Genomic DNA, 14,910 nt, shown 5'->3' with positions numbered 1-14,910 from the left:
CGCGATGAAAATCATTAATCTCACCGAAAGGCCGGAATTTGCCGATGCGGTCACAGACTGGCTGTGGCAGGCGTTTGGCAGCGAAAACAGCCGGGCGTTTTTTGCCAGTGTGGTGAAAAGCTGTCTGACCGGCGCAGATTTGCCGCAAACCTTTATTGCGCTCGACGGAGAGACATTAGCGGGAACGGTGGGATTGTGGCGCTGCGATTTGATCAGCCGTCAGGATCTGACGCCGTGGCTGGCCGCGTTATACGTGGATGAAGCGTATCGTTCGTGCGGGCTGGGGCAGCAGTTACAGGAATTTGTGCTGGAGCAGAGCCGCCGCAGCGGCTTTCGTCAGTTGTATCTCTACGCCGAATTTACCGGCTATTACGAACGTTTTGGCTGGAAATATATCGGGGACGCGCTGGATTATCCGGACAAACCGGTGCGCGTCTATCACCAGTCGCTTTAGGTATTCGACGGGCTGCTTACCGAGTGACGGCGCACCAGCGTCGGGCTGAACATATGGGTCGTTTCCGGCAGCGGCTGACCGTTTGCCAGGGCTAACGCCAGTTGCGCAGCCTGATTCGCCATCGCCACCACCGGATAACGTACCGTGGTCAGGCGGGGGCGCAGGTAGCGCGAAATCAGCACATCATCAAAGCCAATCAGCGAAATCTCGCCCGGCACATCAATGCTGTTATCGCTTAATACCGATAATGCACCGGCGGCCATCGGGTCGTTATAGCAGGTCACCGCCGTGAATCCTTTGCCCAGTCCGAGTAAATCCGCCATGGCTTTTTCGCCACCAATTTCATCCGGTTCCGCGTAAGCAATCAGCTTGTCATCGACCGGAATATTGTGTTCTGTCAGCGCGTCGATATACCCCTGCAAACGGTCGCTGGCATCGGAAATACCGTGGTTGGAACATAAAATCGCGATGCGCTGATGTCCGGCCTGGATCAGATGACGCGTCGCCAGCCAGGAGCCATAGCGGTCATCGAGGGCGATACAGCGCTGTTCGAAGCCCGGTAACGTGCGGTTAATCAGCACCATACCGGGGATTTGCTGCATCAGGCTGGTCAGTTCATCTTCCGGCAGCATTTTGGCGTGAACCACTAACGCCGCACAGCGGTGGCGGATCAGTTGCTCAATGGCCTGACGCTCTTTTTCCACGTTATGGTAACCGTTACCAATCAGCAGAAAGTTGCCGGTGGCGTAGGCGACCTGTTCGACGGCTTTCACCATCGCACCGAAAAACGGATCGGAAACATCGGCCACGATCAGCCCCAGCGTTTCGGTCGCCTGCTGAGCCAGGGCGCGGGCGTTGGCATTTGGGTGATATTGCAGATGTTGCATGGCGTTCTGTACGGCTTCCCGCGAGCTGTCACTGGCTTTCGGGGAATGATTTATTACGCGTGAAACGGTCGCAACCGATACGCCTGCCAGTTTTGCTACATCCTTAATCGTCGCCATAACACTTCCGTTTTCCGTGAGGGTAATCGTTTACACTGACCAGTTTTGCGGAAAAGACCGCTGGCTGCAAGGATGCTGATCGCAACTTTGGGATGTAAGCGGAATGTAACGGGAAAAATACCGGAAGGTTTTGGCCTCCTCTGCGAAGGAGGAGGCGGGGCAGGGACGGAGATTTTGCAGGAAAAGGATTTCCAGCGTACACGTCAGTCACGTTTCGTTCTGGCTAAACCCTGCCTTCCTCCTTAATCCACTGCATAAAATCATCGATAAATACTCTGGTTTTAAGCGGCAGCAGTTTATTGGGCAGGGTGATTGCGTAGGTGTTGCGCGGCAGAGGGTTCTCCACTCGCCATTCAGGCAACACGCGATGCAATTTACCATTCGCGATGTATTTGTTGGCGATGAAAGTGGGGATCAGCGCAATGCCGACACCTTGCAGGATGGCATCAATCATGGCGTCACTGTTATTGATCATCAGCCGTGGAACCAGCGTCACAGTCTCCATTATATCATTGTGCCAAAAACGCCAGGCACCGCGAAATTGCCGTTCATCGGGGAAAAAAATGTTGTGTTTGGTGAGCGCAGCCGGGAAATCGGGCAGCACTTCGTCGTAATCCGCAGCACAAACCAGTACGTAATCGATAGGCATCAGGGCACGGGCTACCATATTTTCCGGCGGACTTTCGGTGACGCGAAGTGCCAGATCGTAGGCGTCCTGCGTCAAATTAGTGACGCGATCGGTCAGCGACAGTTCGACGTTTATTTCAGGATAGCGGCGTAAAAAGGCGGGCAGAAAAGGGGTGAGCAGGATCTTACCCAGTGTGTTTGGCGCGGTGATACGCAAAACACCCTGAGGAGTATCGCTGAAGCTATCCGCCCGGGAGAAAAGTGTCTGCGTAGCGGACAGTACCGTCAGCGCCTGCTGATAAATTTCCAGTCCGATCTCGGTGATGGCGACTGAGCGGGTCGAGCGGGTAAATAACACCACATTGAGGCGTTTCTCCAGCCGGTCAATCATCCGGCTCACAGAAGAGGGAGCCAGCGAAGCTTCCCGTCCTGCTGAAGAAAAACTACCTTTTTCAACCACCTGAATAAAAACGGACAAACTGGGAAGGAGTTCGGCTAACTCATTTGTGCTTTTCACGCATAGCTCTTTTGTTTCTGGAATATCTATCCAAATTATCATCAAGCCGTATGATGTTCAACAGAGGCAATCTCTGGTGAGAACCAGTCACAATAGTCAATTTAATTAATAGGTTAGCTATGTTGAACCAAACGGTTATTGAACGGATACGCCAGCACGATGTGCTGAATGTTGGCGTTAGTCTGGGTTTTAAAGGATTGTCGTTTCGCAATGCATTACACAATTGCTGGGAAGGGTTCGACATTGATCTAGCCCGGGCGGTCGCGGTGGCGGTGTTAGGTGATGTCGGGAAAATTCATTATATGCCGTTGCAGTCCGGCGACCGGTTTCGGGCGCTGCGTGACGGAGTGATTGACCTGGGGTCATTTAATTCCAGCATCACCTTCCAGCGTGAATCAGAGTCAGAAGTCAGTTTTGTTCATCCGATGTTGTTTGATGGTGAAGTGCTGATGACGCCGGCGAGTAATTTGCTCGAACCCGTTGAACAGGCAAAGTATACCCGCGAGCGCCGGATAGCAGCCATGCGGGGATCCACTACCGAAGAAAACCTGAAGCGTTACTTTGGAAATTTAAATCTCTCTTGCGAGATCCGACTGTTTGATTCGCCGACGCAGGCTCGTCAGGCTTATCAGCTGGGCGAATGCAATATTTACTGTCTCGATTCCTATCTGCTGGCCGGCGAACGTGCTCAGCTGAAAGATAAAGAAGCGCACATTATCTTGCAGGATCGCATCTCGCTGGAAGCCATGTCACCGGCAGTGTCCTCTCATGATACGCAGTGGCTTAAAGCGGTGACCTGGATCATGCGTACGCTGATAGAAGCGGAAAACTTACAGATCACCAGCAAAAACATTCTGGAAATGAGTCAGGAGGCGACGGGTTACCTGCGCACTTTCCTTTATCCGTCAGAGCAGCATTGTAAAAATCTGGGGCTGCGTCCGGATTTTATCCGCGCGATCATTCATCAGGTCGGAAATTACGGTGAAATATTCCAGCGTAATTTAGGTAAATACTCAGAGCTTAATCAGGAACGTCGGGATAATAATTTATGGTCTCAGGGGGGGATGCTGTACTCGCCTTTATTTATCTGACATCTTACTTACCCTGGTTAATTAATAACAAAATTTTTGTGCGATTATCATTTTAATATTCTTTGGCAGGAACATAATGAGTGAATTATTGGCTGAAAAACAGCAAGAGATGGTATTGTCCGGTTCAGTAAAAAAGGGCTTCAGTTATTTAGAAACTGAGCCTGATAATGTCGATTTTAGTGTTATCAAGAATATTATTCTGCACGGTCATCATCAGGGTAATGTTCTGTATATTATCCGTAATTTTGCGAATAAAGAAATCTGCCAGGATGTAGCAGAAAAGTTTAATCAGATGGTGGATCGCAACGGTGGCGGAAATCGCGCCGATGACGGTTTTGTTCTGACCAATCAGATTGGCGCCACACAGTTTTCCCGTAACGGCGAGCAATATATGGCGGAAGTTAACCGGGTCAACGGCAGTGTTGCAGAACTGATGTCCGTCGCGGACAGCTATGCCACCGAGTCCCTGTTCCTTAACCGTACTCTGGAAGATTTATTCCTGGATGAAGGCATCCATTTTGGTCCGGCGCGTTATAAGAATTCTTACGCCTGTTTTGCCACGTTCCGTCGCTGGCTGGATAACGGTGTTATGTCGCTGATGCCTCATGAAGACCGCGCCCAGCTTAAGTTTGCACAGCAGGATGATTTTGAAATTGCCGATGCAATGACGGTTACCGCGTTTAATGTGTGCCTGGAAGCGGCGCAGGGCGGAGGCGAATTGAAGATGTGGAACCTCGATCCGGATGAGCCTTGCCGCGCCCGCTTTGGCGTGACGGACACCGGTTATCCGTATCCCCCGCACCTGTTGCAGGGAGTGGAATCACTGTCAGTGCGACTGAATGCCGGGGATATTTATTTCATGAACGCCTGTCATCTGCACGGTGTCAGCAGCGTCAGTCAGGGAAGTCGTCTTACGGCCGGGCGCTTTATTGGCAGACTCAATAACAGCAAAGTGGTGTATTGGACATAACCGGAGTGAATTAATCCTGGTGATACTTTCTCTCTTTGTCCTGAATTAATAACGAGTCTTATATGGAATATGTTAATCATCTTGCCGCCGGGGGGTATGCATTTATTCCCGGTGGCTATTATCAGACATTGTCTGATGTGAATTACGATAATAAAGATATTTTTCTTTCTGAACTTGAACAGTTGAAACTGGCGTATGAACAACTGACGCTGGATCCTTATTCCGCGGGAAATCGCTGGCGCGGTTATGCGCAATGCCGGCGTAATGAGCAGGGGGAACTCAGTTTTGGCCATTTTACGGAATATAAGCAAACCAAAAAATACAATCCGGATACCGGCGGTATTGTTCGCCATTATCCTTTGCTGCCCGAGAATATTACTGCAAACCGCCTGATGCAGGCGATTTTGCAGGACGACATCGCTTTTGTTGAAGCCTATGAGCGTATCGGGCCGCTGGAAGAGCTGTCCGTCGGTATTCATTTATTCCGCTATGAGGCGCAGTGCGATGCGCCCGCGTACAGCTCGCCCGTCTGGCTGCATAAAGATGATGAGGATGTGGTGTTTGTTCACCTGATCCATGCCTCCGACAACATGCTGGGTGGCGACAATCTGATTGCCCCGAACCCTAAAAATATTGAGCGGGTGCTGCGTCTGGAGGCGTTATTCGACACGCTGGTGGTCAATCACGACAAATACCATGCGGTGACCCCCATCGGCTGCCGCCAGCCGGGAGAGACGGCACTGCGTGACATCATTCTGGTGACGTTCCAGCGCACGATGAAGGAAGCAGCATGAGCCTGAAACATAAAGCATTTATCACGGGCGCCTCCAGTGGTATCGGTCAGTCGATGGTGGCGGCCTATCTGGCCGCCGGCTACGCGGTAGAGGGCATCGACTGTTCCCCGTCCGTTTTCGCCAATGAACCTGAATACGTTCACCACCAGCTGGATATCACCGATTCAGTGCGTCTGAATGGCGTATTTGAAGCAGCAGAATACGCCAGCGATAACAATGTCTTAATTAACTGCGCCGGTACGCGTGAAATCTGCCGTATCGATGAATTATCACTGTCGCTGTGGGAACGTGTTTTTGCCGTCAACGTGACCGCCAGTTTTGTTGCCGGACGTGCATTCTGTCAGCAACTGGTTCGCCATAACCTGCCGGGCAATGCCGTCAATATCGCCTCGGTCTCCGGTCTGATGGGCGAGCCTGATCGCACCGCTTATGTCTCATCAAAGCACGCCGTGATCGGCCTGACAAAACAGCTGGCGCTGGAATACGGCAAGCATCAAATCCGGGTGAATGCCATTGCGCCCGGTGTTATCCGCACACCGCTGACCGAACCTTACTACGACAATCCGGCACAGATGGAGAAGATCCAGCGCGGTCAGTTCCTGCCTGTGCTCGGCGAAACGCAGGATGTGGCAAAAGCGGCAATGTATCTCACCTCTTCCGATGCGCGATTTGTGACCGGTTCCACGCTGGTTATTGATGGCGGCTGGACGATTGGTAAAGACCTTTAATCCGATGGCCGGCATAACGGCCACTACTGACTTGCAGGAGTTTTATTATGAACAACACCTATATTTTGATCCTTGGCGGTGAGTTTGCTTTACGTGAGCGTGTGCTGGCCGGGGCTTTACGTGCCTCAGGCGGAATGCGGGTACTGACGATGGCAAAAAACCGCACCACGCCGACCATCAAATTTTTCGACGGCTTTATTCCGGGGGATGTGGCTGATGCAGAGGCTGTACTGCGTGCTGTACAGGCTCATCAACAGGAAACCGGTGAAACCCCTGCGGCGGTTATCCCGATGAACGATTTCACCGTGCGCGCCGCCAGCCTTCTGACTGAGCATTACCAGCTTCACGGAAATGATTGCCAGACGATCACCAACTGCCGTGACAAATTTGTGATGAAGCAAATCCTGCAAGCCGCTGGCCTGCCGGTGCCTCGCTTCGCGGCGTTCCGTACGCTCAACGAACTGAAAAACCTGATCGCAGAGTTCGGTCTGCCGGTGGTGATTAAACCGCGTGAACTGGCGGGGAGTCTGGGCGTGTTGAAAATCACTCACGAACAGGAAATCGAAGAAGTGTTCGCCCGTTGCGTTACCGATGTGATTTCACTCAATGGTGAATCCTTTGCGCCGGAAGACTTGTTCCAGGTCGAGGAATATATTCCGGCGTGGCAGGAAGTCAGCGTTGAGGTGATCAATCAGGGCGACTATCACCGGGCCATGGCAGTTACCGACAAATACCTGGGTGAAGAGCCGAATTTTGTTGAAGTCGGCCACAGCATGCCGTCGCTGCACAGTGACAATCAGCAACTGCGTGACATTGCTGAACGGGCCTGTCATGCACTGGGGATCCGTTACGGGGTGGCGCACTTTGAAGCCCGTATTACGCCTGCCGGTGAAATCAAAATCATCGAAGTGGGCGCACGCACCGGCGGCGACACCATTATGGATTTGGTGGAAAGAACCTACGGTATCAACCCGTATGAACTGCACGTACTCAGCCATCTGAACAAACTTAAACCGCTGCCGGATACGCTCGAACCTCGCGGCCTGAGCGCCGTTGCTTTTATTAAAGCCGACGTGGGCGTGATTGAGAAAATCACCTTGCCCGCCAGCCTGCCGGCTCATGTGGTGAATATGCAGGTGACTGCTAAGCCGCTGGATCTGTCGAAAAAGCTGGTGTCGTGGAAAACCCGTGAAGGTTCCGTGGAGTATTTCTGGCCACAGCGTTCCGCAGAACAGGGTTTTGATGAGCACTTAACCATTGCCGATCAATACGCCCGCTCGCTGTTTACCCTCCGTCAGATCTGATAACACCCGAGCCACCTCATTTGTGGTGGCTCCCGAACTCCTTTAAGGAAAGCAATGATATGAACAGTGATCGTTTTGGATTAAAACGTTTCGTCTTTTCCCGCTTTGCCGGGTCACTGTGCGATCAGTTTCTGCTGTTTGCCGTGCCGCTGGCGATTTTAAAAGCCACCGGTTCTCTTACCTTTTCCTCGCTGGCATTCGTGATTGAATGGCTGCCGCGTATTCTGTTTTTCCCGCTGTCAGGTTTTTTGGCTGACCGTATCAGGCCCCGTTTTATCTTCTTTAACGTGGAAGCCGGACGCTGCGTGTTAATGGTGATCGCTTTCCTGACCCTGACCTTTCATCCCGGTGCCACATTCCCGGTGCTGGCGGTCATGATGGCGCTGCTGTCGGTGGCCTATGTCCTGAACTTTGTCGCCACTGAGGCGCTGTTACCGCGCCATATCCCCGCAGAGACTCTGCCGAAAGCACATTCAATGTTGCAGGGTGTCGACCAGACCACGCAGGTTCTCGGCCCGGCGCTGGCCGTGGCAATTTCTGTTTATGGTGGCGTAGGGGCGATTTTAGCCTGTGCCGCCGTGCTGTTTGCTGTCTCAGCCATCAACTATCTGTTCCTCGAAACGCATGACCTGGAAGTGGCAGAGAAGATGAGTCTGCGTTCCATTGTGCAATCCAATATTACGGCGATTCAGGTACTTAAGCAGAATAAAATCCTGCTGCATCTGTGTGCGCTGACCTGGGTGGTCAATCTGGTCTACGGTGCGGCGCTGGTGGTGAGTGCGGCGGTGATCCTCAAAGAGTTTCATCTGCCTGAGAGCTACTTTGGCGTGTTACAGACCTCGGCAGCGCTGGTCACCATCATTACGTTTTTCTTTGTGCCGCGCATTGCCAAACGCTTTGGGCTTTCCACGCTGGGAACCCTGTCATTTTGCGGCATGATATTGTCAGGTGCCCTGATGTCGCTTTCACTGGATTACGCGATGTATCTGGCTGGTTACGCATTACTGATGGCGTTTGACGGTGCATTCAGCGTCTACCTGCGCACCTTACGCAGCCAGATTATTCCGCAGAAACATCTGGGAAAAACCATGGGGCTTATTGGCCTGATGAATATGTGTTCGGTACCCGTCAGCGGCCTGGCGGTGACTGCGCTGGCAGGCAGCTTTATGCCGTTGCAAATCATCGCCATCATTCTGGTTTTTGCGCTGATATTAGGATTGATGTTGATCGTCATTGGCCGTCGTGCTTTTGGCTATAACAGCTGGTTACCGCCGGTCATCGCCCAGCCACAGGCCTGAATGAGCATGTCTGAGTAAATGAGGACGAAGGGGGAACAGGTCACCTTTTCTGTTTATCCACATTTGTGCTTTGAGTTATCAGCGCAGTGAATGGTATTTTTAAAGTCATTTATCTGCGCTGAGAAAAACAGAAATAATGTCTATTAAACGCTATCCGCAACTGGCCCACTGGGGCGCGTATACCGCCGTGGTGGAAGATGGCCGGTTGATCCGCTGCGAACCTTATAAAGCGGATGCCGATCCTTCCCCTCTGCTCGATTCCATTGCGCCGCTGGTCTATTCCGACAAACGTATCCGTAAACCTGCCGTGCGCCGGTCGTGGCTGAAAAACCGTGAGAACAGCGATCGCTCGCTACGCGGGCGTGAAGATTTTGTCGAAGTGGACTGGGATCTGGCGCTGGATCTGGTGGCGGAAGAGAACAGACGCGTGCGTGACCGTTACGGCGCTTCCGGCATTTTTAATGGTTCTTACGGCTGGTCATCGGCCGGTCGCCTGCATCATGCCCGTTCTCTGGTGCGTCGTTTTTATTTCACCGGCGGCGGTGGTGTGGATCAGCAGGGCAACTACAGCTGGGGCTCGGCGCAGTTCTTTCTGCCTTATGTTATCGGCACGTTTACCCCGCTGACCGGACGTGTGACGTCGTGGCCGAGCGTGGTCGAACATGCTGACATTCTGGTGGCGTTCGGTGGTCTGGCGCTGAAAAACGCGCAGGTCGCTTCCGGCGGTGCAGTGGAACATACCCTGAAACCGGCGCTGGAGCAGCTGGCGAAGAAAGGCACGCGTGTCATTAATATCAGCCCGATGCGTGACGACTGCCCGGAGTTTGTGAATGCGGAGTGGATCCCGATCCGCCCGAACACGGACGCGGCGCTGATGATGGCGGTAGCGTATGAGATTCAGCGCCAGGAAGCGCAGGACGACGCGTTTCTTGGCACCCATTGCGTCGGTTATCCGCAACTTGCCGCCTATCTGCGCGGCGAAACCGACGGCATCCCCAAAACGCCTGACTGGGCGGCCCATATTACCGGCGTTCCGGCAGAACGTATTGCGCGTCTGGCAGACGATCTGATCGGCGTGCGCAGCTTTATTACCTGTTCTTATTCGGTGCAGCGCGCCCATCGCGGCGAGCAGCCTTACTGGATGATGATCGCCATTTCCGCCATGCTCGGGCAGGTCGGTTTGCCGGGCGGCGGCTTCTCGTTTGGTCATGGCTCGATGAACAGCGTCGGCAATCCGCGTTATGACACGCCGGGCCCGGCGGTCAGCGCCGGACCGAATCCGTCAGGACTGTCGATTCCGGTGGCGCGCATCAGCGACATGCTGCTCAATCCCGGTCAGCCGTATGAATTCCAGGGCGAGACGCTGACTTATCCGGATATTCACCTGGTCCACTGGGCGGGCGGCAATCCGTTCCATCATCATCAGCAGCTTAACCGGCTGGTGGAGGGCTGGCAGAAGCCGGACACCGTGATTGTGCAGGATAACGTCTGGACGCCAGCGGCGCAGATGGCGGATATCGTGCTGCCCGCGACGACCTCGCTGGAACGTAACGATATCGGCGGTTCATCGCGTGACCGCTTCGTGCTTGCGATGCATCAGGCGATAGCGCCTCAGCATCAGGCGCGTAACGATTTTGATATTTTCGCGGATATTGCGGATCGTCTCGGTTATCGCGAGCAGTTCACGCAAGGGCGCAATGAAGATCAGTGGCTGCGCCATATTTACCGTCAGTGCGGTGAAGCGCAGAAAGGCACCGGCGTGGAATGGCCGGACTTCGAAACGTTCTGGGAGCGGGGTTTTGTTGAACTGCCGATGCCGGAAAAAGATTACGTGTTCTTCGAGGAATTCCGCAAAAGCCCGCGCGCTAATCCGCTCGGCACGCACAGCGGCAAAATCGAATTGTTCTCTGAAACCATCGCCGGTTACGGTTATAAAGATTTCGCGCCGCATCCCGAATGGCAGCCGCCGGTCGAATGGCTGGGTGCTGAAAGCGCCAAAGAATGGCCTTTGCACCTGATTTCCATTCAGCCGAAAGATCGCCTGCACAGTCAGCTCGATCAGTCGCCACTGGCGCAGTCGAACAAAACCGCCGGGAAGGAAACGCTGTTTATGCATCCGGAAGATGCGGGCAGCCGTCAGCTGAAAAATGGCGACCGGGTTAAAGTGCATAATGCGCGCGGCAGTTGTCTGGCGGGTGTTTCGCTTAACGACGGGATCGCGTGTGGCGTAGTACTGATGTCCACCGGTGCCTGGTTTGATCCGGGCTTTGGTGGCAAATGGCAGGAAACCGAGCAGGCGGGCAACCCGAATGTGCTGACGCTGGATATCGGCACATCGCGTCTGACGCAGGGGCCAAATGCCATGAGTTGCCTGGTTGAAGTTGAAATTATTTAAAGTAGTTTTCAATGGTTAGCCCGATTTAAGAGAAATCGGACTCATTTTCACCACTCGTTACACTTTGCGGAATTATGTTTCGATTGCCTGCTGGCTGTGGTTCGTACAAAACAGCTAAATTGAACGTCCCAGAGGTATTGATTGGTGAATCATCAACGTGCTCTGCATGTTGATACCGATTAAATTTGCACCAACCTACGCGGATGCGTAGGTTTTTTTTTGCTTCAATTCCGGCACGTCGCTAAGCAACCTCCTAAACTCTCTCTGACTGGCGTCTTTTACAACGGCTTATAGTATGCTGTTTCCCCAACCTTTTTCTTTCAAGATCAGGGATGACACATAAGGAGATGGCAAACATGTATAACTTTCTTTTCGCCGCATTCAGGTGGCTTTTCCGTCTGATGTTCCGGGTCACTGTGACCCCGGTGAAAAACGACTTTAATTACCCGCGATTAATTCTCACGCCGAACCATGTCTCGTTTATTGACGGCATGCTGCTGGTGCTTTTCCTGCCGATCAAACCGGTATTTGCAGTGTATTCCAACATCACGGACAGTTGGTTTATGCGCTGGCTGAAACCGTATGTGGACTTCATGCCGCTGGATCCGACCAAACCGATGGCGATCAAGCATCTGATCCGCGAAGTGGAAAAAGGACGTCCGGTGATTGTCTTCCCGGAAGGCCGTATCACGGTGACCGGTTCACTGATGAAGATTTACGACGGCGCGGCCTTTGTGGCGGCGAAGTCACAGGCGACGGTGATCCCGGTGCGTATCGACGGGCCGGAATACACACCTTTTGGCCGTTTGTTCGGCAGCTTTAAAATCCGCTGGTTCCCGAAAGTCACTATCAATCTTTTGCCGCCGACCACCATCCCGATGCCGGATGCGCCGCGTTCCCGTGACCGCCGTGTGCTGGCCGGTGAGCAACTGCATAAAATCATGATGCAGGCGCGCATGGATACCCGCGAGCCGGAAACGCTGTATCAGGCGTTGTTATCCGCGCAAACCCGTTATGGCCGCCGCAAACCTTGCATCGCCGATATCGCGTTCAAAGAAGATTCCTATCAGGGCCTGCTGAAAAAATGCCTCGGTGTGAGCCGTATCCTGCAACGTTTCACCCGTGAAGGTGAACACGTCGGCATGCTGTTGCCGAACGCCACCATCATGGCGGCGGCGCTGTTTGGCGCATCGATGCGCAACCGTATTCCGGCGCTGCTCAACTACACCGCCGGGGCGAAAGGGCTGCAAAGCGCGATGAAAGCCGCGCAGATCAAAACCATCATTACCTCCCGCCAGTTCCTTGAGAAAGGCAAACTGACGCATCTGCCGGAGAATGTCCCAGAAGCGAACTGGGTCTATCTGGAAGATCTGAAAGACACGGTGACCACGCAGGATAAGCTGTGGATCCTGTTCCATCTGATTTTCCCGCGTCGTGCGATGCTGCCGCAAAAGCCTGATGATGCGGCGCTGGTACTGTTTACTTCCGGTTCGGAAGGCAATCCGAAAGGTGTGGTGCATTCCCATGCCAGCCTGCTGGCGAACGTTGAGCAAATCCGGACTGTTGCAGACTTTACGCCGCGTGACCGCTTTATGTCGTCGCTGCCGCTGTTCCACGCTTTTGGCCTGACCGTCGGATTACTGACGCCGCTGATCACCGGCGCACGCGTATTTTTATACCCAAGCCCGCTGCATTATCGCATCGTGCCGGAACTGGTGTATGACCAGAACTGTACCGTGCTGTTTGGGACTTCCACCTTCCTGGGAAATTACGCCCGCTTTGCCCATCCGTATGATTTTGCCCGTTTGCGTTATGTGGTGGCTGGCGCTGAGAAACTGGCTGAAAGCACCAAGGAAATCTGGCAAAACAAATTCGGTATCCGCATTCTCGAAGGCTACGGCGTGACTGAATGTGCGCCGGTGGTGGCCATCAACGTACCGATGGCGACCAAAGTGAATACCGTCGGCAAAATTCTGCCGGGGATGGAATCGCGCCTGATTACCGTGCCGGGGATTGAAGAGGGCGGTCGTCTGCAACTGCGTGGCCCGAACATCATGAAAGGCTATCTGCGCGTGGAAAATCCGGGCGTGCTGGAAACTCCGCAGGCTGAGAATGCCGCAGGTGAAATGCAGGCTGGCTGGTATGACACCGGTGATATCGTCACGCTGGATGAAAAAGGTTTCTGCGCCATCCGTGGTCGCGTGAAGCGTTTTGCCAAACTGGCGGGAGAAATGGTGTCGCTGGAAAGCGTCGAGCAACTGGCGATCAAGGCTTCACCGGATAAACAGCATGCGGCGACGTCGCGCAGTGACGCCAGCAAAGGCGAGGCATTGGTGTTGTTTACCACTGATACTGAATTGCGTCGTGATGCGCTGAGCAAAGCTGCCCGTGAACTCGGGCTGCCGGAACTGGCGGTACCGCGTGATATTCGTGTCGTTAAAGCGTTACCGTTGCTCGGCAGCGGTAAACCCGATTTTGTCACCCTGCGCCAGATGGCAGAAAACCCGGAGACTGAGGCATGATCCAGCCAGTCAAGGCGGCATCGCCGCTGATGTCAAAAAGTATGAGTGCGGTGATTGTGGCGCAGTTCCTGTCCGCTTTCGGTGACAACGCACTGTTATTTGCCGCGCTGGCGCTGATCAAACAGCAGCTTTATCCCGACTGGAGCCAGCCCGTTTTACAAATGGCGTTTGTGGCGACGTACATTATCCTCGCACCGTTTGTCGGGCAGTTCGCGGACAGCTTCTCGAAGGGCCGCGTGATGATGGTCGCTAACCTGCTGAAACTGGCGGGCGCAGCGGTGATTTGCGCCGGTATGAATCCGTTCCTCGGCTATACGCTGGTTGGTATTGGCGCTGCGGCGTATTCACCGGCGAAATATGGCATTCTCGGTGAAATCGCCAGCGGTGAGCAGTTAGTGAAAGCCAACGGTCTGATGGAAGCGTCCACCATTGCCGCGATCCTGCTGGGTTCTGTTGCCGGTGGCGCACTGGCTGACTGGAGCATTCTGGCGGCGCTCGGGATCTGCGTGCTGGCGTACGGCGCGGCAGTGGCGGCAAACTGGTTTATTCCAAAGCTGGATCCGGCGCGTCCGGGGCAGTCGTGGAATCCGGCAAAAATGAGCCGGACGTTTTTCTCTGCCTGTAAAACCTTGTGGCAGGATGGCGAAACGCGCTTCTCGCTGGTCGGCACCAGCTTGTTCTGGGGTGCGGGCGTGACGCTGCGTTTCCTGCTGGTTCTTTGGGTGCCGGTGGCGCTGGGTATCACCGATAACAAAACGCCGACGCTGCTGAACGCGATGGTGGCGATCGGGATTGTGTTTGGTGCGGGAGCCGCGGCGAAATTAATCCGCCTGGACACTGTGAAGCGTTGTCTGCCCGCCGGTGTCGCCATTGGTATCGCTGTCGTGGTATTTGCGCTGCAAACCAGCATGCTGAGTTCTTACATCGTTCTGGTTGTTGTGGGGATTTTGGGCGGTTTCTTCGTGGTGCCGCTGAACGCCCTGTTGCAGCATCGCGGTAAAATTTCTGTCGGTGCCGGTAATGCGATTGCCGTACAGAATCTGGGTGAAAACACCGCCATGCTTTTGATGCTGGGTCTCTATTCGCTGGTGGTCATGGCGGGTGCGCCTGTCGTGGCGATTGGTATCGGATTTGGTGTGGTATTCGCGCTGGCGATTGCCGGGCTGTGGATCTGGAAAAACATGCAGAAACGCCGTCTGGCGTAAT

The 14,910-nt window shown here is 53.8% G+C and carries 12 protein-coding genes; 10 read left to right on the top strand and 2 right to left on the bottom strand.

Features of this window, described 5'->3' with window-relative positions:
- The first annotated feature begins 4 nt into the window (after nt 1–4).
- Nucleotides 5–454: a GNAT family N-acetyltransferase gene (locus CKQ54_RS20780; protein WP_120163087.1), complete on the top strand. Its 450-nt coding sequence runs from the start codon at nt 5–7 to the stop codon at nt 452–454.
- On the opposite strand, the gene galR is transcribed toward CKQ54_RS20780, so the two are convergent.
- The gene (gene galR, locus CKQ54_RS20775) at nt 451–1,458 is read right to left on the bottom strand and encodes an HTH-type transcriptional regulator GalR (protein WP_112288286.1); all 1,008 of its coding nucleotides are present in this window, start codon (nt 1,456–1,458) and stop codon (nt 451–453) included. The two genes, CKQ54_RS20780 and galR, sit on opposite strands and share 4 nt — an antisense overlap.
- Before the next feature lie 223 nt (nt 1,459–1,681).
- Nucleotides 1,682–2,602, bottom strand: coding sequence for a LysR family transcriptional regulator (locus tag CKQ54_RS20770; RefSeq protein ID WP_113877587.1), 921 nt, complete (start codon nt 2,600–2,602; stop codon nt 1,682–1,684).
- Between the two features lie 119 nt (nt 2,603–2,721).
- On the opposite strand from CKQ54_RS20770, the gene CKQ54_RS20765 reads away from it, so the two are divergent.
- From CKQ54_RS20765 to lplT, 9 genes are all read left to right on the top strand, one after another.
- A complete protein-coding gene (locus CKQ54_RS20765; protein ID WP_113877588.1) occupies nt 2,722–3,693 on the top strand; it encodes a transporter substrate-binding domain-containing protein in 972 nt (323 codons plus the stop codon).
- Nucleotides 3,694–3,769: 76 nt separating this feature from the next.
- On the top strand, nt 3,770–4,663 hold the full coding sequence (gene hilA, locus CKQ54_RS20760; protein ID WP_112288289.1) for an L-isoleucine 3(1)-dioxygenase: 894 nt from the start codon (nt 3,770–3,772) through the stop codon (nt 4,661–4,663).
- A 62-nt stretch (nt 4,664–4,725) separates the two neighbouring features.
- A complete protein-coding gene (gene hilB, locus CKQ54_RS20755; protein ID WP_120163088.1) occupies nt 4,726–5,457 on the top strand; it encodes a 3(1)-hydroxy-L-isoleucine 4-dioxygenase HilB in 732 nt (243 codons plus the stop codon).
- Nucleotides 5,454–6,185 (top strand): SDR family NAD(P)-dependent oxidoreductase, encoded by a 732-nt coding sequence (locus CKQ54_RS20750; protein ID WP_120163089.1) that lies wholly within the window; start codon nt 5,454–5,456, stop codon nt 6,183–6,185. The genes hilB and CKQ54_RS20750 overlap by 4 nt, the downstream gene beginning before the upstream one ends.
- A 47-nt stretch (nt 6,186–6,232) precedes the next feature.
- The gene (locus CKQ54_RS20745; protein WP_120163090.1) at nt 6,233–7,489 is read left to right on the top strand and encodes an ATP-grasp domain-containing protein; all 1,257 of its coding nucleotides are present in this window, start codon (nt 6,233–6,235) and stop codon (nt 7,487–7,489) included.
- 59 nt (nt 7,490–7,548) lie between these two features.
- Nucleotides 7,549–8,787, top strand: coding sequence for an MFS transporter (locus CKQ54_RS20740; protein WP_112288293.1), 1,239 nt, complete (start codon nt 7,549–7,551; stop codon nt 8,785–8,787).
- Between the two features lie 136 nt (nt 8,788–8,923).
- Entirely contained in the window at nt 8,924–11,182 is a 2,259-nt protein-coding gene (locus tag CKQ54_RS20735) for a molybdopterin guanine dinucleotide-containing S/N-oxide reductase (RefSeq protein WP_120163091.1), read from the top strand.
- Between the two features lie 356 nt (nt 11,183–11,538).
- Nucleotides 11,539–13,704, top strand: a complete 2,166-nt coding sequence (aas, locus tag CKQ54_RS20730) for a bifunctional acyl-ACP--phospholipid O-acyltransferase/long-chain-fatty-acid--ACP ligase (protein ID WP_113877593.1) — start codon at nt 11,539–11,541, stop codon at nt 13,702–13,704.
- Nucleotides 13,701–14,909: a lysophospholipid transporter LplT gene (gene lplT / locus CKQ54_RS20725; protein ID WP_112288295.1), complete on the top strand. Its 1,209-nt coding sequence runs from the start codon at nt 13,701–13,703 to the stop codon at nt 14,907–14,909. The genes aas and lplT overlap by 4 nt, the downstream gene beginning before the upstream one ends.
- Nucleotide 14,910 lies beyond the last annotated feature (1 nt).

The sequence above is a fragment of the Rahnella variigena genome, from assembly GCF_003610915.1.
In the GTDB taxonomy this organism is placed as follows: Bacteria; Pseudomonadota; Gammaproteobacteria; order Enterobacterales; family Enterobacteriaceae; genus Rahnella; species Rahnella variigena.
The sequence above is the reverse complement of the archived record's forward strand: the minus strand, read 5'-3'. Positions and strand labels throughout refer to the sequence as shown.